This is a genomic window from Amycolatopsis orientalis DSM 40040 = KCTC 9412 (genome assembly GCF_000478275.1).
In the GTDB taxonomy this organism is placed as follows: domain Bacteria; phylum Actinomycetota; class Actinomycetes; order Mycobacteriales; family Pseudonocardiaceae; genus Amycolatopsis; species Amycolatopsis orientalis.
The window spans coordinates 384,840-407,384 of record NZ_ASJB01000015.1 but is presented as its reverse complement, the minus strand read 5'-3'; the positions used below and the strand labels follow the sequence as shown (position 1 = coordinate 407,384).

Sequence of the window (22,545 nt, the reverse complement as noted above, 5' to 3'; positions counted from 1 at the left end):
TGGATGCGGTAGTTGGCGGTACGAACTAGCGCATCCAGAGGACTAAATGCGGCGGGTGACGAGGGCTTCGATGCCGTCCAGCATGCGTTCGAGGCCGAAAGTGAAGGCTTCGTCGGCGGCTTCGCAGGTGTCCGCGTCGTAGCCGCCGCTCTCCCACATCCGCGTCATCGCCGGATGGCGTTCGACGTCGAAGTACTTCTCCCAGAACACCGACCGCTGCCCCCACCAGGCGTCGGTCGACTGCCCGGTCCGCTGTTCGACCTGCGCCGTCTCGGCCGAAAGCGCCGCGTTCGCCTGGACGTACATCTCGACGCTGTTCGCGGCCGCGGCCGCCTCGCGCGGCCGCAGCCCGATGTCCGCGACGGCCGCGATCAGGTACTCCTGCCCCGCCATCAGTCCCGGTCCCAGCACCGGCCGCACCGACGACGCCGAGCGCAGCCACGGATGCTTCCGGAACACGGCCACGGTGCGTTCGGCGTAGAGCCGGATCTGCTCGCGCCAGCCGTCCGGCCGGGGGGCGCCGGGGCCGGGAAGGTCCCGTTCGGCGAGGACCGCGTCCACCATGAGGTCGAGCAGTTCCGTCTTGCCGGGGACGTAGGTGTAGAGCGTCATCGTGCCGGCGCCGAGTTCCTTGGCGATCTGGCTCATCGACACGGTCGCCTCGCCCGCGCTGTCGGCGAGGGCGACGGCGGTGGCGATCACCTGGTCGAGGGTCAGTTTCGGTTTCCGCCCCCTGGTCGGCTGCCGGGCATCGCCGCGGTCACGCCACAACAGTTCGAGACTGCGCTCGAAGTCCATCCGCACTCCACTCGGCCGTGAAGCTGGATTCTACATTCTCGTATGCGGTACGGTTGGGCAATTCCCGTAGGACGTACGAATAAGGAGTGGGGCATCGTGACGATCCTGGTGACCGGTGCGACCGGAAGCGTCGGCAGGCTGCTGGTCGACGAGCTGGTGAAGGCCGGGGCGCCGGTGCGGGCGCTGACCGTCAACCCGGCGAAGGCGGCGCTGCCGGAGCAGGTGGAGGTCGCCAAGGGCTATCTGGGGAAGCCGGAAACGCTGCCCGAGGCGCTGAAGGGCATCGAGACCGTGTACCTGGCGCCGCTGGCGGACACGGTGGACGACTTCGTGAAGCTGGCGAAGGAGGCCGGAGTGCGCAGGGTGGTGGCGCTGTCGGGCAGCAACGCCGACGACCCGGTCGAGAACTCGAGCGGGGTGGCCTACGCGATCATCGAAAAGGCGGTCCGGGAGGCCGCTTTCGACTGGACGTTCCTGCGCCCGGGGGCGTTCATGAACAACACGCTCGGCTGGGCGGAGCGGATCAAGGCCGAACGGGTGGTCCGCGAGGCCTACCCCGAGGCGCGGATGACGCCGATCGACCTCGGGGACATCGCCGCGGTCGCGGCGCACGTCATCCTGACCGAGGGACACGTCGGCGAGAAGTACACCCTGAGCGGGCCCGAGGCGGTCAGCCAGCGCGAACAGGTCGCCGCCATCTCCGCCGCGCTCGGCGAGGAGGTCACCTTCCAGGAACTCACCCGGGAGGAGGCGGACAAGCAGTGGACCGACGCCGGGATCCCGGCGGAGATCGCGAAATGGCTGCTCGACGGATTCGCGTACTTCACCGAGCACCCGGACACGCCGACGGGCGTGGTCCAGGAACTCACCGGGCGGCCTGGCGTCACCTACGCGGAGTGGGCCGTGGCGAACGTCGAAGCGTTCCGCTGAGGGTCGCCTCCTGCTTCGGCAAGGGGCTGAAGGGCGCTTTCCCCGCATGCGATGCGGGGAAAGCGCCCTTCACCGCGTGAGATGGGGGGAAAGCGTCCTTCAGCTCGCCGGTGAAGGGGTTCAGTGAGGGGGGTCAGCGGGCCCGGCGGGGCAGGCGGGTCGGCAGTGGCGCGCCCCGCCGCGGCCGGTCCGCCTTCTCCTGGGCGGGCAGCGGCGAGGCCGGGCGCTGGGGCTGGGGCAGCGGAGGCGGGGCCTGCGACTCGCGCGGCCAGGCGGGGGTGATCATCGCCTGCGCCCCGACCCGGCGGACCGGCAGCCCGTGCGCCTCGCGGGCGGGCAGGCCGGGCCAGATCTCGCCCGCCTCCTTCGCGGCGTCGCGGATCGCGGTGCCGTCGAGCGCGGTGCGTGTCTCCTCGATGTCGCGGTCGAGCCACTGGACGACGAACTCCAGCGGACCGGCCGGCGGCAGCGGCCACAGGAAGATCTCGTGGTCGACGTGGAACGACGTCCCGCCCAGACCCTGGGCGCGCAGCACCGGCTGGTCCGGTTTCGAAGCCGACGGCACGGAGATGGTCTCCGAGCTGGCCCGGCGGCCGTCGGGGAAGAGCACCCCGACGAGCAGCGCGTTGTAGTCCGGGACCCGGCGGTGGTCGATCAGGCCTTCGCCGGGTTCGTCCAGCAGCAGATCCCGCGAGTACACCGACAGCTGGAAGGTGACCGACTCCGGCCACACCTCGATACCCCTCAGCGCCACGATGGTCCGCTCGGCGCGGCCCAGCGGCATCGACCAGGGCAGGATCGCCGGGACGATGTACTCGTGCGGCGGATCCACCCAGGGGCGGCCGTTGTACCCGAACAGCTCCTGTTCCGGCACCGGGAACAGGGGGCGGCTTCGCGGACCGTCGGTGAAGAAGCTCATCGCGGACCGGGTGGGGCGAACCTGGCTGAAACGCCCCTCACGCCGTCAAAGACCACCATGGGATTCACGGTATCCGATGACCATGCCGGTACTGAACGGTTTCACCGCACCTTTTGTGTCACCCGAAGCCCCTGAGCCGCACTTTCGAGCCCTTCGGCACCTTGGTGCCCGGCTGCGGATCCTGCTGCAGGACGAAGTCGAAACCGCCGTTTCCGCCGCCGTGGCCGTTGCCGTTTCCCCGACCCTCACGGTCGGCTTCCAGTCCGGCCTGACGCAGGATCTGGATCGCCTCCTCCATCCGCTTGAAGGTCACGTTCGGTACTTCGACGGCGTTCGAAACGAACACCCCGATCCGGCGGTTGCTCGCCTTGCCGCCGCCCTTGGGGTCGGTGCGGGTCACCTGGCCGGCGGCGAACTGGTCGGAGAACTCCTCGCCTGCCTGGAACGGCTGGAAGCCCGCTTGCTGGAGGATCGCGAACGCGGCGTCCTTGGCCTGGCCCGTGACGTCCGGGACCGGCGGCAGCGGTTCGGGGCCCTTCGACAGGATGATCGTGACCTGCCCGCCGATGTTCAGCTGCGAACCGGGAGCCGGGTCGACGCGGATCACCTTGTTCTTGGCGACGTCGCTGAACTCCTGCTCGCCCTGGACCGGGGTCAGCTGCGCGGCCTTGATCGCCGTCTCCGCGTCCTGCTGGCTGGTCCCGGCCTGGATGTCCGGCACGATCGGGCGGCCCTTCGACAGCACGACGTTGACCGTGGTGCCCGGCGCGACCGACGCGCCCGCCGCCGGATCGGACCGGATCACCGTGTGCTGCGCGGCGGTGTCGCTGTACTCCTCGGTGTAGGCCGGGGTCAGCTTCGCCGACCGGAGCGCGTCACCGGCGGCGGCCTGGTTCATCCCGGCCAGCTTCGGCACCGACGACGTCGTCGGCGCGGAGTCGTTGAGGATGAAGGCGAACGCGCCGATCAGGCCACCGAGGACCAGGACCGCGGCCGCGATCATCACGTAGAGCCGTTTGCGGGACCGCGGCCGGTCTTCGTCGTCCGCGGCCGGTTTGGGCCGAGGGGGAGGAGTGCGCGGCGGCTGGGTGCCGGGCGGCGGGGTGGGCGGGAACTGCGGTTCCCGGTGCAGCGCCTGCGTCCCGCGCGGGCCGGTGACCGGCAAGGTCGCCTCGGCGACCGGGGCCAGCACGGTGGTCGCCATGGCGGGGTTCACCGCCGGGACGGCCGGGATACCGGGGGTGGTGCGCTCCGCGGCGGTCTCCCGGTCGGCGTCGGCGGGCAGCGGCACGGGTACCGGGACCGCCGGGATGCCGAGGACGGTGCGCAGATGGTTCAGCTCGGCGAGGAATACCGCGGCGTCGGACGGGCGCTGCTCGGGGTCGCGGCGGGTGGCGCGCAGGATCAGCTCGTCCAGCGCGGGCGGGATCCCCGGCCGGAGTTCGCTCGGGCGCGGGACGTCGTCGTTGACGTGCCGGTACGCCACCGAGATCGCCGTGTCGCCGGTGTAAGGCGCGCGGCCGGTGAGCATCTCGTACAGCAGGATCCCGGTGGAGTAGACGTCGCCGCTGGACGTGGTCGCACCCGTGGCGACCTGTTCGGGCGAGACGTAGGCGACGGTGCCGAGGATGACGCTCGAACTGGTCGTCCCCGCGCTCGCGATCGCGCGGACCAGGCCGAAGTCGCCCACCTTGACCACGCCGCCCGAAAGCGCAGTGCCGCCGCGGCCGATGAGCACGTTCTCCGGTTTGACGTCGCGGTGCACCAGTCCGGCCGCGTGCGCCGCGGCGAGGGCGGACAGCACCGGTTCGGCGATGCTCAGCGCGAGCGCGACGTCCAGCGGACCGCGTTCGGCGAGCAGCTCGCGCAGGGTCCCGCCGTCGACGAGTTCCATGACCAGGAAGGCGCGGCCGGACTCCTCCCCGCCGGGGGTGTCGAAGCCCTGGTCGTGCACCGCCACCACGTGCGGATGGTGCAGCCGGGCCGCCGAGCGGGCCTCCCGTTCGAAGCGCTCGACGAACGACCTGTCGTCGGCGAAGCGCGGGTCCATGATCTTGATGGCGACCTGGCGGTCCAGGCGGGTGTCGACGCCGCGGTACACCGACGACATCCCGCCGCGCGCGAGCAGCTTGTCCACCCGGTAACGGCCCTCGAGCAGAGTGCCCACCAGAGTGGGGTCCGTGCGTGTCACGGCTATGGATCGTACGGAAGTGCCCATGTTCTGGTGTACGGGACCTGGCCCGGCAAGGATCACGATTTCCGGCATTTCGTCGAATCGGCGGTATGCGTGACTGAGCGGACACGCTCCGTCATGGCGAAGTCGTCACCCGTGCGCACTAACGGAGCGGGAGACGGAATGTGGCACAGTGTCACCTGTGAGTGGTATTCCCGTCGCCGACGACGTTCTCGATGCAGATGTGGCCGTTCTCCCGCTTCCGGAGGTCGCGACCGCGCTGAACGTTTCGGCCAACAAGGTCCGCCAGATGCTGCGTGACGGTCACCTGATCGCCGTGCGGCGCAAGGGCGAGCTGTACGTCCCGGTCGCCTTCCTGGTGAAGGACGGCGTGGTCAAGGGCCTGGCGGGCACCATCACCGTGCTCGCGGACTCCGGCTTCACGCGGACGGAGATGCTGCGCTGGCTCTTCGCCGAGGACGAGACCCTGCCGGGGGCCACCCCGGTCAACGCGCTCCGGACCAGCCACGGCACCGAGGTCAAGCGGCGCGCGCAGGCGATGGCGTTCTAGTCCGCCTGGACGTTCTGACCACGGCATACGTCGCAGCCGCGAGCAGCTGGCAGCCCGCCGCGGCGCTCAGCCCGGCGGTTACGGAGAGTGCGCTCAAAGGCCCCGCGGCCGCGGCACCCGCCGCGAGGCCGGTGATCTTCACGCTCGCCGCCGTCGTGAAAACCTGAGCCCGCACTTCGGCGGGTGCTTCGCGATGCCGGATGGCGAAAAGCGCCGAAAGCTGCGGTCCCTCGGCGAATCCGGCGAGGACGGCGGCGGCCAGCAGGGTCACCACGTCGTGCCCGGCGGCGGCGAGCAGGAAGCTCGCGCCCAGCAAGCCGGTGCTGACGAGCACGGTGCGGTCCGGTGGCGGCGGCCTGCGGGCCAGCACGGCGTTCGCGACCAGGGACGCGGCGGCCAGCACGGTGAGCAGGAGCGCGCCGGCCCCCGGGTTCCCCAGCCGTTGGGCGCCGAGCAGCGGGTAGCAGACCACGGCCATCCCGACGCCGACGAAGGACATCGTGGAGGTCGCTGTCGCCCGCAGGAGCGCGCGATTGCGGAACAGGACGGCGAAGCCGGCGGCGAGCTGCCGCCGGATCGGCTTCCCCGGCCGGGCTTCGGCGGCGGGAAGTGACCACGCGGCCGGGAAGGCCGCGACGACCAGGGTGATCGCGACGGCGACCGCGGCCGGGGCACCGGCGTAAGCGGTCACGAGCCCGGCCAGTCCCGGTCCGGCGAGGCTCGCCGCGGTGAACGTCATCGCGTCCAGCGCGCTCGCCCTCGGCAGCGGTGTCGTGCCGCGGACGCCGGGCAGCTGGGCCGTCCAGCCCCCGGCCAGCGCGGGGTTGAGCAGCCCGGCCGCGACGGCGACCGCGATCGCCGCGGGGATTTCGACGAGCGCGAGCACCGCGCCGAGTCCGCCCGCGTAGGCCAGCAGCGCCCACGCCAGCAGCCGTCCCGGGCGGGGACTGCGGTCGAGCAGCGCGCCGAGCAGCGGCCCGCCCGCCGCCGCGGAGATCGTCAGGCCCGCGAGCAGTGCCGACCCCGTGGCGGCGGAGCCGTCGACGCCGAGGCCGAGCAGGAGCAGCGCCGGCCCGGACAGTTCGTCGCCGGTCCTGGCGATCGTCGCCCCGGCGAGATAGACGGCGAGTCTGTAACGGCCTCTCATGAAAAAGACGTTACAGTGGGATATGACTTCAGCGCAGCGGGATTTCCTGCCGGGGCGTTCGGCGCGGGCGGCGGCGCAGCGGGCGGTGGATCTGCTGGAGGTCCTGCTCTCGCCCGAACCCTCGGCTTCTACGGTCCGTCCCGTCCTGGCGGCGCACGGTGAGACCGACGTGGAGCTGAGCCCTTCGGACCTGACGTCCTTGCGCGAGGCGGCATGGGAGCTGCGTGAGGTGTTCGCGGCGCGGGATGTCGCGGAGGCGGCCGGAGTGCTCAACCGGCTGCTGGCCCGGTACGCGCATCCGCCGCGGCTGACCGATCACGCCGACGGGTTCGGCTGGCATCTGCACGTGGACGCCGACGATGACGGACCGTGGGGTGCGTGGCTGGTGACGTCGTCCGCGCTGGCGCTCGCGGTCCTGCTGGCCGACCGGCAGGCGCCGCCGGGCGGGCTGTGTGCCGCTTCGGGCTGTGGGAAGCCCTTCGCGCACTTGGGCGGAGGAAGCCCGCGCCGGTACTGTTCGACGCGGTGCGCGACCCGGGAGCGGGTGGCGGCCCACCGGCGTGGTCGGTCCTGAACGCCATGAAAGGTCCTTTCCTCGCAAATTTTGCAAGGAAAGGACCTTTCATGGCACGCGAAAGGACCTCAGGACTGCTTGTCCCGCCACTGGATCCAGGACCGCAGCAGGTCGAAATTGTAGTCCGGGCCGCCGGTCGCCACGGTGAACAGCGAGACGCCGTGCTCCAGCAGCTTCGGGCCCAGCTCCTCGGGATCACCCTCGACGCCGACCGAACGCTCGATCTCCTTCGGGTCCCGGCCGATGTCGGCGCAGTGCTGGTCGAGGATCTTGACCTTGCGCTCGACGACCTCCGGGTCGCCGAAGCCGTGCCAGATGTCGGCGTGCTTCGCGACCAGGCGCAGCGTCTTCTTCTCGCCGCCGCCCCCGATCAGCACCGGGATCTCGCGGGTCGGCGCGGGGTTCAGCTTGCCGAGCCTGGTCTCGATCCGCGGCAGCGCCTCGGCGAGGTCGTCGAGCCGCCCGCCCGCGGTGCCGAACTCGTAGCCGTACTCGTCGTAGTCCTTCTCGAACCAGCCGGAGCCGATGCCGAGGATGAGCCGCCCGTCGGAGATGTGGTCGACGGTGCGCGCCATGTCGGCCAGCAGCTCGGGATTGCGGTAGCTGTTGCACGTCACCAGCGCGCCGATCTCGACCCGCGAGGTGGACTCCGCCCAGGCGCCCAGCATGGTCCAGCACTCGTAGTGCAGGCCGTCGGGATCGCCGTACAGCGGGTAGAAGTGGTCCCAGTTGAACACGATGTCCACGCCGAGGTCTTCGGCCTCCGAAGCCGCCCGGCGGATCGCCTTGTACTCGGCGTGCTGCGGCTGCAGCTGGACGCCGATCCGGATCTTCCTGTTCGCAGCAGTGGTCATGACCGCACCCTAAGCCTGGAGTTGCTCCACGCGCTCGTCAGCAACTTCGGCAGCGCGGTCGCCAGCCGCCGTCGCCGCGGCACGAACGCGCGGGTGTTCAGCACGTCGTAGCCGAGCGCCACGATCTCGTCGAGAATGCCTTCGTAGAGCACCAGCGCGGTCCGGACACAGTCGCGGGATTCCGGGCGCAGCAACGGGATCCCCGCTTCGGCACGGCGGTACACCGCGCGGTTGCGCGCCACCGCCACGGCGAGCGCGCGCCGCACCCGGCGGTCCGGCAGCCCCCGGGCGCGCGACCACATGAGCAGCTCGCGGTCGACGCCGAACGCGGCCAGCTCCTCGGTGGGCAGGTAAAGCCTGCCCCGGTCGAGGTCCTCGCCGATGTCGCGCAGGAAGTTGGTCAGCTGGAACGCCTCGCCCAGCGCGGCGGCACCGGGTTCGGCGTCGGCGACCGGGACGACGGTGCCGAAGACCGGCAGCATCTGCAGGCCGATCACCTCGGCCGAACCGTGGACGTACTCCTTGAGATCGGCGTAGGTCGCGTATTCGGTGATCTCGAGGTCCATCGCCATGGACCGCAGGAACGCGTCGAACAGGCCGCGGTCCAAATCGTGGCGGCGCACGGTGTCGGCGAGCGCGGCCAGCACCGGGTCGGCGGGGGTGGCGCCGTCGAAGACCCGCGCGACCAGCCCGGCGACCTCGTCGAGCGCGAACGCGGGATCGGTGCCGGGCGCGGGATTGTCGACCAGTTCGTCCGCCATCCGCGCGAAGCCGTACAGCGCGTGCGCGAACGGCCGCGTCCGGGGCGGCAGCAGCCGGGTCGCGAGGAAGAAGGTACGGCCGTGGTGCGCGTTGATCCGGCGGCATTCGGTGTACGCCGCCCGCAACGTCTGCCCGGTGATGCCCGCGGCGTCGAGTTCGCTCATCGGCCCGTGACCCTTTCCGCCGCGAGCCTGCCGGAGATCACCACCGGCGGGATGCCGACGCCCGGTGTGGTCCCGCAGCCGGCCAGCACGACGTTTTCCGCCGCCCGCACCAGGTTTCCCGGCCGGAACGGGCCGGTCTGGGCGAAGGTGTGCGCCAGCGAGAACGGGGTGCCCGCGGTGAGACCGCGTTCCGCCCAGCCCGCCGGGGTGATCATCTCGTCGACGGCGAAGTCGTCCGCGAAGCCGGTGAGGCCGCGCTTTTCCAGCGTACGCAGGAGTTCCGTGCGATAGGCGGGGCCGACCCTCGTCCAGTCGATCTTGCCGCGACGGAGATTCGGTGCCGGTGCCAGTACCGAGATCACCTGGCCGCCGCCGGGGGCGAGCCCCGGTTCGGTCGCGGTCGGCCGGGTCACCAGCAGCGACGGGTCGCTCATCAGCCTGCCCTCGCGGATGATCTCCGAGAAGGTCTTTTCCCAGGCGTGGCCGAAGAAGATGGTGTGGTGGCCCAAATCCGGCCATGCTTTCGGCGCGTGCCCGTGCAGGACGACGGCCGACGGCGAGTACCGCAGTGGCAGCGGGCGCCGGGGACGGGCGCCGAGCAACCGGTACGCGGTACCCAGTTCGGTCGCGAGAACCACGGTGTCGCAAGGGATCCGCTCACCCGAGCGGGTCCGCACCGCGCGCACCCGCGAGGAAACCCGTTCCAGCCAAGCGGCTTCGGTGCCGAACCGCACGTCCGCACCGGCCCGTTCGGCGGCGCCCGTCAGCGCCCGCGCGACCTCGCCCATCCCGCCCGCCGGGTAGTAGACGCCGCCGACGGTGTCCATGAAGGAGATGACGCCGTACGCGCCGATCGCGCGCGCCGGGTCGAGTCCCGCGTAGAGCGCCTGGAAGGAGAACAGGCGGCGCACCCGGTCGTCGCGCAAGAACCGGCCGATCTGCGGGCCGAGCCTGCCGAATCCGCCCAGTGCGGCCAATTTCACCAGTTCCGGGCGGACGAGGTCGAGCGGCGAGTCGAAGTTCGCGCCGATGAAACGGTCCTTCTGTACCGCGTACAGCTCGGTCAGCCAGCGCCGCAGACGGCGGTAACCGTCGGCTTCGGCCGGACCGGCGGCCGCGCGGATCTCGGCCTCCATGGCCGCCGCCTCGGTATGCACGGCGATCGTGCTGCCGTCGGCGAACCGGGCGCGATAGGCCGGGTCGAGCCGGGTCAGGGTCAGATTGCCCGACAGCGATTCGCCGACCGCCGAGAAGGCCTCGTCGAGCAGTTCCGGCATGGTCAGCACGCTGGCGCCGGTGTCGACGGTGTTGCCGCCGAAATCCGCCTGTCCGGCGCGGCCTCCGGGACTCTTGTCCTGCTCCAGCAGCGTGACCCGGCGTCCGGCGCCGAGCAGGTGCAGCGTCGCCGACAGCCCGGCGAGCCCGCCACCGATCACCACCACGTGGTCACTCGGACCGGTGACAGTGCGCATCAGTAGGTCCGCTGGGTCGCCTTGACGACCAGCCCGGTCAACGCGGCGGGGGCGGGCTCGGCGAGGTGAGCGCGGTCGAGGGCCGCCATCGCGGAGTCGGTGAGCTCGTCGATGCGGCGTTCCACCGCGTCGACGGCACCGACGTCCTGCAGTGCCTCGCGCACGCTTTCGACGGCGTCTTCGGACAGATGCGCGTCGCCGATGGCGTCGGAGATGACCCGCGCCGCGGCGTCCTTGCCCTGTTCGGCCGCCCGCTGGAGACCCAGCGCGACCAGCAGCGTGCGTTTGCCCTCGCGCAGGTCGTCGCCCGCCGGCTTGCCGGTGACCGAGGGGTCGCCGAACACGCCGAGCAGGTCGTCGCGCAGCTGGAACGCCACGCCGACCTCGTCGCCGAACTCGCGCAGCGTCGCGATCAGGGCGTCGTCGGCGCCGCCGAGCGCGGCACCGAGGTGGAGCGGGCGCTGGACGGTGTACGCGGCCGTCTTGAGCTTGCAGATGTGCAGCGCGGCCTCGGGGGAGGCGTCGCCGGTGGCCTGGGTGCGGACGTCGAGGTACTGCCCGGCGAGGACCTCGGTGCGCATCGCGCGCCACGCCGGCCGCGCGGCGGTCAGGGCCGCGGGCGGGAGCGGGGCCTCGCCGAACATGTCGTCGGCCCAGGCCAGCGCGAGGTCACCGACCAGGACGGCGGTCGCGAGCCCGAACGTGCTCGGCGAACCCAGCCAGCCGCTGTCGGCGTGGAGTTTCGCGCCCGCGATGTGCACCGTCGGCGAGCCGCGGCGTGAATCGGAGGAGTCGATGAGGTCGTCGTGGATCAGCGCGCACGCCTGGATCAGCTCCAGGCTCGCGACCGCCTGCAGGACGCCTTCGACGTCCGGCCCCGCCGGATCGCCGCCCGCGCCGCGCCAGCCCCACCAGGCGAACGTCGGGCGCAGCCGTTTGCCGCCGCCCAGCACGAACCCGGCCAGCGCGTCGATCCCGGCGCCGACGGTCGGTTCGGTGCGGCGGATTTCGGCACCGGCGCGCTCGAGGAACCCGGCCAGCGCCCGCTCGACATGGGCGGGCAGTTCGGCGTCGTAGGCGGACGTGTCCATGCGCACATCCTCCGGGAAGGACGCCTCCGTGACCCAGTCGGGTGCCGTGGAATGTGGCGAACGAGACGCGCCCCATCCCGCGTTCAGTCCTCTGGATGCGGTAGTTACCTCGCGCAACTACCGCATCCAGAGGACTCGATGCGGTAGTACGTAGTGCCAACTACAGCATCCAGAGGACTAAACGCGCGTCTTGTCGTAGTGCCGCTTCGCCCGCGCCCGGTTTCCGCAGTCCGACGAACTGCACCACCGCCGCGACCGGTTGCGCGTGTGGTCGGTGAAGACCCAGCCGCACCCCGGCCCTTCGCACTCCCGGATCCGTTCCCTGTCCCCGGACCGCAGCAGCTCCTCGGTCGCCAGCGCGAGGAAGTGCGGCAGCGCGTCGCCGTTCTCCAGCGGCACCGTCCACCGCAGTGGCAGGGACGGCTCGAGGTCGGCGTGCCGGTACGCGGCGAGCAGCGGCTTTCGCAGGGCCCCGACGTCCGGGGGATCGGACACGAGCACCCGGTAGAGCGTCTCGCGGAAGGACTTCACCGACTCCAGGACGGCCTCTGAGATCTCCAGGCGGTCCGGCCCCGCGCCGACCAGGACGACCCACTCGGACAGCCGCGCCGGATCCGAAAGCCGGTCTTTCCGCCTGGTGGGATCGCGGCGCCACGAAATGGTGTTGACCAGGTCCAACGGCACGCTCCCGCCGATGCTGTCGTACCCGTCCCAGTGGCCGTCCACCTGTCCTCCTAATGGTCAAAACTAGTTTAGCTTGTTAGGCTCGTGGTCATGACAACCCTCCGGCAGCGTTATCTCGCCGGTGCCCGCTTCGGGCTCGGGCTGGGTATCGCGACCTTCGTACTCGGTGTCACCTTCGGCGCCTACAGCCAGACCCTGGGTTGGGGCATCGCGGCCCCGATCGCCGCGTCGATCCTCGTGTTCTCCGGTTCGGCCCAGTTCGCGATGGCCACCGCGCTCGCGGGCGGCGGCAACCTCGCCGTCGCGGTGGGTGCCGCGGCCCTGATCAACGCCCGCTTCCTGCCGATGGGCGCCGCCGTCGCCGCGGACCTGCGCGGCGGGCGCCTGCGCCGCGCCTGGGAGGGCCAGGCCGTCGTCGACGGCTCTTGGGTCGCCGCCCACCTCGGCGAAGGGCGCTTCGACCGCGAGAAACTCATCGGCTGCACGATCGTCCAGCTGCCGGCGTGGGTGCTGGGCACGGTGCTCGGCGTCGTCGCCGCGCCACCGCCGGACGTCGTCACGCGTTTCGGTCTCGACGTCGTGTTCCCCGGCTTCTTCCTGGTCCTGCTCATCGAGGAGATGCGCCGTTCGCGTCAGGCGGTCTGGACGGCGGCGATCGCCACCTGCCTGGCCGGGGTCCTGGTCCTGTTCGTGCCGGTCGGCCTCGCGCTGATCGGCGCCTCGGCCGCCGCGCTGCTGGGACTGGGGGTCCGGCGATGACACTCTGGCTCGGCATCGCCCTCGTCGCGCTGATCAGCATCGGCTTCAAGGCCGCGGGCCCGGTCCTGCTCGGCGACCGCCCACTGCCGCCCCGGCTGACCGGCGTGATCGCCCTGCTCGCGCCCGCGCTCCTGGCCGGTCTCGTGCTCACCGACCTGACCGGGCCCGCCTGGTCGGCGGTCGACTGGACGCTGTGCGCGGGACTGGCCGCGGTCGCGGTGACCTGCCTGCTGCGGGTCACGATGCTCGCCGCGATCCTCTGCGGGGTCGCCGTCACGGCCGTTCTGCGCTTCTTGGTCTAGCTCCAGAACGGGCCGCTCAACCCGGCCTCCGCGAAGTACGCGGCCGCGGACGCCGGATCCCGGCGGGTGTAGCCGTGCTCGAGCCTGCCCTCGTACCAGCCGGCCGCGAGCCGCCACAGCGTCGCGAGGTCCATGACATGGCCCTTGTCCTGCCCCGTTTCGGTGAGCCATTCGTCCACACAGGACTCGCCGCAGAACAGCCGCTGGTTGGCGCACGTGTGCACCACGTCGTCCCACATCCGCGCCACCGGCACCAGGAAGTGCGCGACCAGCTCGCCCTTCGGCGGGGCCTGGTCGTCCACCATCAGCGCCGTCGGCTCACCGCAGCCGCGGCAGCGCGTGGCCACCAGCACCTCGGGTTCGGCCTTCACCAGATGCGGGATCGCGAACGCGTCCCACGCGCAGCCGCCCCACCACAGCGTGCCGGTGCCCATCACGGCGAACCCCAGCGGGATCGCCGCGAACGGATGGGCCATCACGACGTGCTCGCGGGCGTCGAGCACCAGATGCCGCTGCTCGGCGAGCCGGTGCAGCGCCTGTTTCGCCACCGCGAGCGATCCGTGGGCCGCGTCGGCCAGTTCCGGCGCCGTCGGCGGCCTCCCGTGCTCGGCGAACGCGCGGTAGACCGCGACGCGGACGTCCTCGTCCCAGCTGGTGTCGGTTTCGGCGCTCATGGCGGCTCCCTGGTGCTCGTCCCCGAGTCTCCCCAGCCGCGCGCCGCTCGGCAACCGTTCGCGCGTGGCTGAAGTCGCACGTCCATTGCCTGAGAGGGGGCTCCCAGGCAATGGACTTTCCCCCTTAACATGGCGGTATGACGTCGGTGGTCGAGCGGTTGCAGGGTGATGGACCCGTGTTCTCCATCGAGTTCTTCCCACCTCGCGACGCGGCCGACGAGGCCGTGCTGTGGAAGTCGATCCGGGAACTCGAGCCGCTGGACCCGGCCTACATGTCGATCACCTACGGGGCGGGCGGGTCCAGCCGCGACGGCACGATCCGCAGCATCGCCCGCGTCGCCACCGAGACCACGCTGGTGCCGATGGCCCACCTGACCGCGGTGAACCACTCGGTCGCGGAGCTGCGCAACGTCATCGGCTGGTACGCCGCCGTCGGCGTGCGGAACATCCTCGCGCTGCGGGGCGACCCGCCGGGTGACGTCTACGGCGACTGGGTCCCGCATCCGGAAGGGCTCAACTACGCCGAGGAACTCGTCGAGCTGGTGCGTTCGCTCGGTGACTTCTGCGTCGGCGTCTCGGCCTTCCCGTACGGCCACCCGAGGTCGGCGAACCTCGAGGCCGACACCGAGTACCTCGTGCGCAAGCTCCGCGCGGGCGCGGATTTCGCGATCGCGCAGCTGTTCTTCGAGCCCGAAGACTTCCTCCGCCTGCGGGACAGGGTCGCGGCCACCGGCTGTGAGGCGCTGGTCATCCCCGGGATCATGCCGCTGACCACGCTGCGGACCCTGCACACCACCATCAAGCTGTCCGGCGCGCCCGCGCCGCGGCGGCTCCTGGACCGGCTCGAACCGCTGGCCGACGACCCGAAGGCCTTCCGCGCCGCCGGGATCGACACGGTGACCGAACTCTGCGAGCGGCTCATCGCCGAAGGTGTCCCCGACCTGCACTTCTACACGTTCAACCGGTCCAAGGCCACGCGCGAGGTGGTCAGCAGGCTCGGCCTGGTCCCGGCCCGCGCGTAAGTCCGTACCGAAGTAGCCCGCCGTCCCGGTAGCGTGCCTGGCATGGCTTCAACTGCGCACGGTGTGCATGACATCTGTGACCGGTACGTCGACGAGTACGCCGCGGCCGACCCGGTCGCGGCGACGACGTTCGGCATCTCCGGATACGACGACCAACTGACCGACTACTCGCCCGCCGGGCACGCGGCGCGGGCCGCCATCGCCGCCCGCGCGCTGGCCGACATCGAAGCGGCCGAACCGGGCGACGACGGCGAACGCGCGGCCAAGGCGGTCTTCGTCGAGCGGACCGGGTTGCAGCTGGAGATCCACGAGGCGGGTCTCGACCTCGCGGCGCTGAACGTGATCGCGAGCCCCGTGCAGGACCTGCGCATGGTCTTCGACCTCATGCCCACCGACACCGCGGAGCACTGGGCGACCATCGCCGCCCGGATGGCGAAGGTGCCCGAAGCGCTCGACGGTGTCCGCGCCTCGCTGCTCGCGGCCGCGGGCGCCGGCCGGGTGGCGGCGTTGCGGCAGGTCGGGAAGGTCGCCGAACAGGCCGAAACCTGGGCGGGCCTCAAGGACGAGACCGGGTTCTTCAGCGCGATGGTGTCGGACGCGAAGGGCGTGAACGACCAGCTTCGCGCCGAACTCGACCAGGCCGCGAACGCCGCACAGGAGGCGTACGCGGAGTTCGCCGGCTTCCTCCGCGCGGAACTCGCCCCGCTCGCGCCGGTCAAGGACGCCGTCGGCGCCGAGGTGTACAAACTGTGGTCCCGGGTGTTCACCGGCGCCACGCTCGACCTGGACGAGGCCTACGCCTGGGGCTGGGCCGAGTTCACCCGCATCGAAGCGGAAATGCTCGAGGTCGCCGCCCGGATCAAGCCCGGCGCCACGCTGGCCGAGGCGGCCACCGCCCTCGACGCCGATCCGAAGTACGTCGTGCGCGGCCGGTCGGAATTCCAGACCTGGATGCAGAACCTGTCGGACAACGCGCTGAAGTCGTTGCGCGGCAAGCACTTCGACATCTCCGATCGGGTGATGGAGCTGGAGTGCAAGATCGCCCCGCCCGGCGGCACCGTCGGCGCGTACTACACCGGCCCCAGCGAGGACTTCTCCCGCCCCGGCCGCATGTGGTGGTCGCTGCCGCAGGGCCGGGACGAGTTCACCACCTGGCGCGAGGTCAGCACCGTCTACCACGAGGGCGCGCCGGGCCACCACCTGCAGATCGCGACCGCGGTCGACCAGTCGAAGTCGCTCGACAAGTACCAGCGGCTGCTCGCGTTCACCTCCGGGCACGCCGAGGGCTGGGCGCTGTACTCCGAGCGACTGATGCAGGACCTCGGATTCCTCGCCGACGACGGCGAACTGTTCGGCATGTTGTCCGAGCAGCTGTTCCGCGCCGCGCGGGTGATCGTCGACATCGGCATGCACCTGGAACTCGAGATCCCGGCCGGTACCGGATTCCACGAGGGCGAGCGGTGGACGCCCGAACTCGGCCTGGAGTTCATGCTCACCCGGACCGTGACCGACCCGGCCCACGTGCACGACGAGATCGACCGCTACCTGGGCTGGCCGGGGCAGGCGCCGTCGTACAAACTCGGCGAACGCCTGTGGCTCGCCGCACGCGACGAGGCCCGTGCCCGGCAGGGCGACGCCTTCGACATCAAGCAGTTCCACACGCGGGCGCTGGCGCTCGGCGGGATGGGGCTGGACACGCTGCGGGAGATGCTGGCGACGCTGGACTGACGCTTCTACTCGCGCGCGTTTCATGAGGGGTCCCCATAGGACGAATTTCGTCCTATGGGGACCCCTCATGACACTTGCCGCCTGCCCCGGCCACCGTGCCGCAATTCACGTGCACCCACCGCCACCCCCTTGATACGTTCGCCCCGTGCACCGGATTTTTCTCGTCACCCCACCCCCCGCCTCCTGAGCGGGGTGTCTCCGGCCGCGCGGCGTTCCAGCCGCCCGGCCTCCTAGTGCTGCACTGAAGCACCCCGCGTCGTCGACGTCCTTTCCGACAGACAGACGCAGGAGCGTTTCCCCATGTCCGTTGCCGTACCCACGCGCGCCCGATCGTCGGCCGCGCTCGTCCTCGCCGGTGTCCTCTGGGGGACCGGCGGCCTCGCCGGATCCCTGTTGGCGTCCCGCGCGGGACTCCATCCGCTGAGTGTCGCGGCCTACCGGCTGCTGATCGGCGGCGTGGCCGCCACCGGGTATCTCTGGCTCACCGGCGGTCTCCGCGGCCTTCCGCGCACGCGGGAGGTCCGCCGTCGCCTCCTGGCCGTCGGCGGCCTGTTCGCTCTCTTCCAGACCAGCTACTTCGCCGCTGTCTCGCTGAGTTCGGTGAGCGTCGCGACGATGACCACCATCGGCAGCGCACCCGTGCTGCTCGCCGTCGTGACGGTCGTCAGGGCCAGGAAACTCCCGACGCGCTGGACTTTGGTGTCGCTGGCCGGTTCCCTCACCGGACTCGCGCTGCTGCAGTGGACACCCGGCGAGAAGGCCGACGTCGCCGGGGTGCTGTTCGCCTTGCTCGCCGCGGCCGGGTTCGCCGCGCTGACCCTGGTGACCGCGACCCGCGTCGAGGGGCTGGAACCCTTGCCCACCACGGCTTTCGGCTGCCTGATCGGCGGCGCCGCGCTCGCACCCGCCGCGCTGTGGTTCGGGATGGCGGTGCCGCCCCACGCTGATGTTCTCGCGCTCGTCCTCTACTTCGGTGTCGTGCCCACGGCGCTGGCGTACGCCGCGTATTTCCGCGGCCTCGAAGGCGCGCATCCCGTGCTGGCCGCGTTGTCCGCCCTGCTCGAACCGCTGACCGCCGCGCTGCTGTCGATGGCCGTGCTCGGGGAACGGCTCGGCGCGGTGGGCTGGTGCGGCGCGGCGGTGCTCATCGCCGCGCTCGCCGTCGCCTATACGAAGCCCTAAAGGGGCAGCGTCCGGCCGAGGATCGCGAACGCCCGCGGATCCCCGGCGAAGTGGTAGTCCCGCAGCACATCGACGAATCCGACGCGCCGGTACAGGTTCCAGGCCCGGCTGGTGCCTTCCGGCGTGGAAAGGAGGACGTGGGCGTTGGGCACGCCGTCGAGCAGCCGTCGCAGGAGGTCCTCACCGATCCGCTTCCCCTGGCTTTCGGGGCTGACGTGGATCTCGGTGAGCTCGAAGTAGTCGGACATCCAGTGCTCGGCGGCGGCCTGGCCCTCGCGGCGGGTCAGGCCGTGGCGGACCTGCTCATGCCACCACTGGCCGCCGCGGCCCTTGTAGCCGTAGGCGAGCCCGAGCAGGACGCCGTCCGCGTCGAGCGCGGCCATGCAGCGCCAGCCCTCGCGCAGCGCGTGCGTGAGCCACATCGGCGCGCGTTGTTCCGCCGTGCCTTCGGGGTAGCGCATGGCGTTGACGTAGATGGTCAGCGCCTCGGGGAGCCGGGCGCGGAACTCGTCCGCGGACAACTGGACGTAGCGGGTGCATTCCGAGGACATCGCGGTCACGGGCGTCCATCCTGCCCGCCGCCCGCGACGGCCGCGGGAGTACCCCCGGTCAGCGCCACCAGCTCCTCGAATGTGGTGGGGAACACCGACTTCGGATGTCCGGCGGCGGCCCAGACGACGTCGTGGGCGCGCAACGCGGTGTCGACGAGGGTGGTCAGCGCCTTCGGGTGACCGACCGGGGCGACGCCGCCGATCGGCTGCCCGGTGTGCGCGCGGACGAACTCCGCGTCCGCCTTGCCGATCTCGTCCGCGCCGGTCAGCGTGGCCAGCAGCCCCGTGTCGGCGCGGTGCGCGCCGGAGGTGAGGGCGAGCAGGGCCGTCTCCGTTTCGCCGGTGCGGCTGCGGAACACGAGGCTGTTCGCGATCGCGCCGACCTCGACGCCGAGTGCTTCGGCGGCCTGCGCGGCCGTACGGACTTCGGCGGGGAGGATCCGGATCCCGTCCGCGGCGGCCTGCTGACCCGCCTCGGCGAGCGCGGCCGCGACCTTGGCCACCGAGGGATGGCCGGACTGGTCGATGGTGCTCATGGAGCTATGAGATCACGTGACCGATCCCGTGTCCCGCACCACATGCGGCGATCGCCCCGTTACGGGGTTGAGGCAGCCGGGGTTGAAGAAAGGGCCACTTCGGGGTTACATTGGACTTGTTCGAACAGACGTTCGACATTCGGTGAGCGCGCACCGGTAGGTGCCCGGAGCGGGGGCGGGGGAAGCGCCTCGGCGCCGGGCACCGGCCGGCGCTCACGTACAGGAGGAGGGTCGTCATGTCCGTTACGGTCGTGTCCCCTGACGAAGCCGAGAGGCCGGGGGGCTCCGCGCAGCCCGCCCTGCCGATGTCGTTGCGCCCGCCGGCACCACCCGCGGCGGTCTCCTTGTACGCACAGGCAAGGCGCGGCCTTGGCGAGGCAGAGCGGGAGAGTGATCCCGCGGAGCGGTTCATCGGGGCGTATCTCGCCGCGCTGCGGGGTGCGGCGGCGGTACTGGAGGCCCGCGGCCGTCCGCACCGGGGCCGGGCCCGGCCGGCGAGCGGCTGGGTGCTGCTCGAATCCGTCGCGCCCGAGCTGAAGGAGTGGGCGGCGTTCTTCGCGGCCAACTCCGCCACACGGGCCGCCGCGCAGGCGGGTATCACCGGCAAGGTCACCGTCGAACTGGCGGACGGACTGGTGAAGTCCTCCGCGGTGTTCCTGGAACTGGTGCGGCGGGTGGTGCACGGGCTGCCGATGGGTGACTCGGCGCATGTGGCCTGAGCGGCCTGTTGGCGGAGCTGGGGTTGTGTCGGGGAATGTGCCATATCCGTGAACCCGCCCGGCCGAAGGCCCCGCTATCGCGGTGGCAGGGCGCCTTCACCACCTTCGTGACTTGAAAGACCAGGTCGCGCCCTGCCGACGCCGATCGCGGACGCGGGTTCACCCATAGACAGAGTGCTCCACGGAGAGGGGGTGCCCGATGGCCGGGCAGGCCATGATCGACCAGGGCAGGTTTCTGGAGGTGATCGGCGCCGAAACCGAGCTGATGGCTCAGGTGGCGCACAGCGCGTCCGCCGACGCACCGGTCCCGACCTGCCCCGGCTGGACACTCGGCGAGGTGCTCCGGCACGTGGGCAGCGTGTACCGGGTCGCCCGCCGGTGGATCACCGACGGGCGCCGTCCCGAGCACTGGCAGCGCAAACCGGGGCCGGGACAGACCCTGGAGGAGTACTTCCGCGAGGGCCGGGACGAACTCGTCGCCGAACTGTCCGCGCACGACGCGGACGAACTGGCGCCGACCTGGTGGCCGGCGGACCGCAGCTACGGGTTCTGGCGGCGGCGGATGGCGCACGAGGCGACGATCCACCGGATCGACGCGGAGAGCGCGGCCGGACGGGACGTGTCGGAGATCCCCGAAGACGTGGCACTGGACGGGATCGACGAGGCGCTGACGCTCTGGTTCGGCCAGCGGTTGCCGTTGCTGGGACTGTCCGGAACGAAGACCGGATCGGTCGGCGTGCGCACCGCGGGCCACCACTGGATCGCCAGGGCCGGACCGACGGAAACGGTCGCCTGGCGGTGCTCGGACGCCGAGGCCCAGCGCGCGGACGACCTGGTCACCGGCCATCCGGACAAGATCTACCGCTGGCTCTGGGGCCGGGCGGGTCCGACGGCGGTGACGGTCAGCGGAGACCAGGACATGGCGGGACAACTCTGGGCCCTTCTGCGGCTCGCGACCCGATGACCGGTCGGTGGGGAAGCCAAACCGGTCAAAAGTGTCGGTGGTGCCGTCTAGGTTCACCGGTGTGGTGACACGCCTGGTGAACCTGGTCTTCGACTCGGCCCTTCCCAGAGATCTGGCGGGTTTCTGGGAAGGGCTGTTCAGCTGGGACGCCCCGTTCGAACCGGCCTTCCGCTCCGAGGCGGGGCCCAAACGGGGCAAGAACCGGCTGCACCTGGATCTGGCGAGCCGTTCGCCGGAGCACCAGGCCGAACTGGTGGACCGTGCGCTGTCCCTCGGCGCACGGCACATCGACGTCGGCCAGGGCCCGCCGGAGGAGAAGCGGGTGCCGTGGGTGGTGCTGGCGGATCCCGAGGGCAACGAGTTCTGTGTCCTCGAACCCCGCGAGCAGTACGCGGGCACCGGTGCGATCGCCTCGGTCGTCACCGACGCCCGGGATCCGGAGCGGCTCGCGCGGTTCTGGGCGGCCGCGCTCTGCTGGGAGATCGGCGTCCGGGAGGAGGCGATCGTGGGCCTGCGGCCGCCGGGAGGTCGCGGCCCGTGGCTCGAATTCCTCGCCACCGAGGAGGAGAAACGGCACCGGAACCGGCTGCGGTTCGAGATCGCGCCGCGGCGAGGCGGAAGCCGGGCCGCCGAGGTCCGGCGCCTGCGAGAACTCGGCGCGACAGGGGCACACGGCGAGGCCATGGTGGACCCGGAGGGCAACGAGTTCAGCGTGCTTTCCTCGCGCTGAGTGTTTCGCCGGGGTTGCGCGGGGGTGCCGAACGCTGACCTGAGCGAAACACCGGCGCCGTGGGCAGGCAACAACCGGCCGGGACCGTGGAGGCCATGGAGACCTATCGAGTCCGGCCCACCCAGGTTCATCCCGGTGAAGAGACGGCGGCCGCGTCGGCCTGGCGGGTGCGGATCCGCGTGGACGACCGGCCGGGCACCCTGGCCAGGATCGCGATCCGCCTGGCCGATCTGGAGTGCAACATCCTCGGCCTGTCGGTGCTCCCGGTCCCCGGCGGCGTGCTCGACGAGATCGTCCTGCGCCCCGCCGACGGCCTGCCGCGGCAACTGCTCATCGACGCCATCCGCGACGAAGGCTGCGAATGCTCCGCCGTCATCGACGCCGACCTGGCCGAACTGGTCGACCCGGCCACCGCGACGCTCACCGCGGCCAAACGGGCCGTCGAGGAGCCCAGCGGGCTGGTGGAGGTGCTCCGCGGCGTCCTCGCGGCCGACGTCGTCACGAGGGTCCCGTCGATCGAGGCGAACCCGGCGCGTACGGAGGGCGGGCACCGGGCGGTGTTCGCGGCCGGGGACGGCACGACGTTCGTCGCGCGCCGCCGATGGTCGCCGTTCGTCGAACTCGAACTGAGCCGGGCCGTCGCGCTGATCGGCCTGATGACCGCCGTCCGCGACAACGTGACCGGACCGGTCGTGCTCGACCGCCCCGACGGCGCCGCGATCGTCCTGAGGAAGGGCGTCCCCGGGGACGCGGACGCGGTGTCCGCTCTGCACCAGAGATGCTCGATGACCACGCTCTTCCACCGGTACCACACGGGGCTGCGCGCCGTGCCGCGTCGCTGGCTGCACCGGCTCCTGATGCCGCCGCGCGGGGTGAGCCTGCTCGCGGTCTGCGGCCGCGACGTGATCGGTCTCGGCCAGCTGATCCCCTCGGCCGACGGGAGTGCGGCCGAAGTCTCCCTCCTGGTCGAGGATTCCTGGCAGCGCCAGGGCATCGGCACGGCCTTGCTGTCCCGGCTCGCCGTCGTCGCCGCGGCCAAGGGGGAGCGCGAACTCGCCGCCGTCTGCCTGCCCGGCGACGACTCCCTCTACCGCACCGCCGCCCGGGTGGGGCTCCGCCCCGAACGGCTCACCGGCGACTCCGGCACCCTGCGCTTCCGCCTCCCCGACTCACGCGTTTAGTCCTCTTGATGCGGTACTTGCACGGGCAACGACCGCATTCAGAGGACGAAATGCGAGG

24 protein-coding genes are annotated in these 22,545 nt (G+C 71.4%); 12 read left to right on the top strand and 12 right to left on the bottom strand.

Annotated elements, in window-relative coordinates; all coding sequences use genetic code 11:
* Positions 1-42 precede the first annotated feature (42 nt).
* Positions 43-798: a TetR/AcrR family transcriptional regulator gene (locus L324_RS04340; RefSeq protein ID WP_037304263.1), complete on the bottom strand. Its 756-nt coding sequence runs from the start codon at positions 796-798 to the stop codon at positions 43-45.
* A 96-nt stretch (positions 799-894) separates the two neighbouring features.
* Here L324_RS04340 and L324_RS04335 point away from each other — a divergent pair, with 96 nt between their 5' ends.
* Positions 895-1,728, top strand: a complete 834-nt coding sequence (locus L324_RS04335; RefSeq protein WP_037304262.1) for an NAD(P)H-binding protein — start codon at positions 895-897, stop codon at positions 1,726-1,728.
* Positions 1,729-1,861: 133 nt separating this feature from the next.
* Here the strand turns inward: L324_RS04335 and L324_RS04330 are convergent, their stop codons facing one another.
* A complete protein-coding gene (locus L324_RS04330) occupies positions 1,862-2,647 on the bottom strand; it encodes a hypothetical protein (RefSeq protein WP_037304261.1) in 786 nt (261 codons plus the stop codon).
* A 118-nt stretch (positions 2,648-2,765) separates the two neighbouring features.
* Positions 2,766-4,838, bottom strand: coding sequence for a PASTA domain-containing protein (locus L324_RS04325; RefSeq protein WP_037304260.1), 2,073 nt, complete (start codon positions 4,836-4,838; stop codon positions 2,766-2,768).
* Between the two features lie 184 nt (positions 4,839-5,022).
* Between L324_RS04325 and L324_RS04320 the strand changes: the two genes are divergently transcribed.
* Positions 5,023-5,391 carry an Rv2175c family DNA-binding protein gene (locus L324_RS04320; protein WP_037304258.1) on the top strand — a complete coding sequence of 123 codons (369 nt, stop codon included), beginning with the start codon at positions 5,023-5,025 and terminating at the stop codon, positions 5,389-5,391.
* On the opposite strand, the gene L324_RS04315 is transcribed toward L324_RS04320, so the two are convergent.
* Positions 5,360-6,538, bottom strand: coding sequence for an MFS transporter (locus L324_RS04315; protein ID WP_037304257.1), 1,179 nt, complete (start codon positions 6,536-6,538; stop codon positions 5,360-5,362). The genes L324_RS04320 and L324_RS04315 overlap by 32 nt on opposite strands.
* Positions 6,539-6,560: 22 nt before the next feature.
* On the opposite strand from L324_RS04315, the gene L324_RS04310 reads away from it, so the two are divergent.
* Positions 6,561-7,112, top strand: a complete 552-nt coding sequence (locus L324_RS04310; protein ID WP_051173608.1) for a CGNR zinc finger domain-containing protein — start codon at positions 6,561-6,563, stop codon at positions 7,110-7,112.
* 68 nt (positions 7,113-7,180) lie between these two features.
* Here the strand turns inward: L324_RS04310 and L324_RS04305 are convergent, their stop codons facing one another.
* The 5 genes from L324_RS04305 to L324_RS04285 form a co-directional block, all read right to left on the bottom strand.
* Entirely contained in the window at positions 7,181-7,966 is a 786-nt protein-coding gene (locus L324_RS04305; protein WP_037304255.1) for an LLM class F420-dependent oxidoreductase, read from the bottom strand.
* Positions 7,963-8,892, bottom strand: coding sequence for a phytoene/squalene synthase family protein (locus L324_RS04300; RefSeq protein WP_037304254.1), 930 nt, complete (start codon positions 8,890-8,892; stop codon positions 7,963-7,965). The genes L324_RS04305 and L324_RS04300 overlap by 4 nt, the downstream gene beginning before the upstream one ends.
* Complete coding sequence (gene crtI / locus L324_RS04295; RefSeq protein WP_037304253.1) at positions 8,889-10,364, bottom strand: phytoene desaturase family protein; 1,476 nt, start codon at positions 10,362-10,364, stop codon at positions 8,889-8,891. Before crtI ends, L324_RS04300 begins: the two co-directional genes overlap by 4 nt.
* Positions 10,364-11,455 (bottom strand): polyprenyl synthetase family protein, encoded by a 1,092-nt coding sequence (locus tag L324_RS04290; protein WP_037304251.1) that lies wholly within the window; start codon positions 11,453-11,455, stop codon positions 10,364-10,366. The genes crtI and L324_RS04290 overlap by 1 nt, the downstream gene beginning before the upstream one ends.
* 177 nt (positions 11,456-11,632) lie before the next feature.
* Positions 11,633-12,181, bottom strand: coding sequence for a CGNR zinc finger domain-containing protein (locus L324_RS04285; RefSeq protein WP_037304250.1), 549 nt, complete (start codon positions 12,179-12,181; stop codon positions 11,633-11,635).
* Positions 12,182-12,229: 48 nt separating this feature from the next.
* Here L324_RS04285 and L324_RS04280 point away from each other — a divergent pair, with 48 nt between their 5' ends.
* Together L324_RS04280 and L324_RS04275 are read left to right on the top strand one after the other, a co-directional pair.
* Positions 12,230-12,898, top strand: coding sequence for an AzlC family ABC transporter permease (locus L324_RS04280; protein WP_037304483.1), 669 nt, complete (start codon positions 12,230-12,232; stop codon positions 12,896-12,898).
* Entirely contained in the window at positions 12,895-13,200 is a 306-nt protein-coding gene (locus tag L324_RS04275) for an AzlD domain-containing protein (RefSeq protein WP_037304249.1), read from the top strand. The genes L324_RS04280 and L324_RS04275 overlap by 4 nt, the downstream gene beginning before the upstream one ends.
* Here the strand turns inward: L324_RS04275 and merB are convergent.
* Entirely contained in the window at positions 13,197-13,874 is a 678-nt protein-coding gene (gene merB / locus L324_RS04270; RefSeq protein ID WP_037304248.1) for an organomercurial lyase, read from the bottom strand. The two genes, L324_RS04275 and merB, sit on opposite strands and share 4 nt — an antisense overlap.
* Before the next feature lie 137 nt (positions 13,875-14,011).
* On the opposite strand from merB, the gene metF reads away from it, so the two are divergent.
* From metF to L324_RS04255, 3 genes are all read left to right on the top strand, one after another.
* Positions 14,012-14,896, top strand: coding sequence for a methylenetetrahydrofolate reductase [NAD(P)H] (gene metF / locus L324_RS04265; protein ID WP_037304247.1), 885 nt, complete (start codon positions 14,012-14,014; stop codon positions 14,894-14,896).
* A gap of 42 nt (positions 14,897-14,938) precedes the next feature.
* A complete protein-coding gene (locus tag L324_RS04260) occupies positions 14,939-16,624 on the top strand; it encodes a DUF885 domain-containing protein (protein ID WP_037304245.1) in 1,686 nt (561 codons plus the stop codon).
* 300 nt (positions 16,625-16,924) lie between these two features.
* Positions 16,925-17,806, top strand: a complete 882-nt coding sequence (locus L324_RS04255; RefSeq protein WP_037304244.1) for a DMT family transporter — start codon at positions 16,925-16,927, stop codon at positions 17,804-17,806.
* Here L324_RS04255 and L324_RS04250 read toward each other — a convergent pair.
* Complete coding sequence (locus L324_RS04250) at positions 17,803-18,366, bottom strand: GNAT family N-acetyltransferase (protein ID WP_037304242.1); 564 nt, start codon at positions 18,364-18,366, stop codon at positions 17,803-17,805. The two genes, L324_RS04255 and L324_RS04250, sit on opposite strands and share 4 nt — an antisense overlap.
* Positions 18,363-18,893: a YbaK/EbsC family protein gene (locus L324_RS04245; protein ID WP_037304239.1), complete on the bottom strand. Its 531-nt coding sequence runs from the start codon at positions 18,891-18,893 to the stop codon at positions 18,363-18,365. Before L324_RS04245 ends, L324_RS04250 begins: the two co-directional genes overlap by 4 nt.
* Before the next feature lie 236 nt (positions 18,894-19,129).
* On the opposite strand from L324_RS04245, the gene L324_RS04240 reads away from it, so the two are divergent.
* From L324_RS04240 to L324_RS04225, 4 genes are all read left to right on the top strand, one after another.
* Positions 19,130-19,612, top strand: coding sequence for an SAV_6107 family HEPN domain-containing protein (locus L324_RS04240; RefSeq protein WP_037304237.1), 483 nt, complete (start codon positions 19,130-19,132; stop codon positions 19,610-19,612).
* Between the two features lie 199 nt (positions 19,613-19,811).
* A complete protein-coding gene (locus L324_RS04235; protein ID WP_037304235.1) occupies positions 19,812-20,576 on the top strand; it encodes a maleylpyruvate isomerase family mycothiol-dependent enzyme in 765 nt (254 codons plus the stop codon).
* A 61-nt stretch (positions 20,577-20,637) separates the two neighbouring features.
* Entirely contained in the window at positions 20,638-21,306 is a 669-nt protein-coding gene (locus L324_RS04230) for a VOC family protein (RefSeq protein ID WP_037304481.1), read from the top strand.
* Positions 21,307-21,401: 95 nt separating this feature from the next.
* Positions 21,402-22,487, top strand: a complete 1,086-nt coding sequence (locus tag L324_RS04225; RefSeq protein WP_037304233.1) for a GNAT family N-acetyltransferase — start codon at positions 21,402-21,404, stop codon at positions 22,485-22,487.
* Positions 22,488-22,545 lie beyond the last annotated feature (58 nt).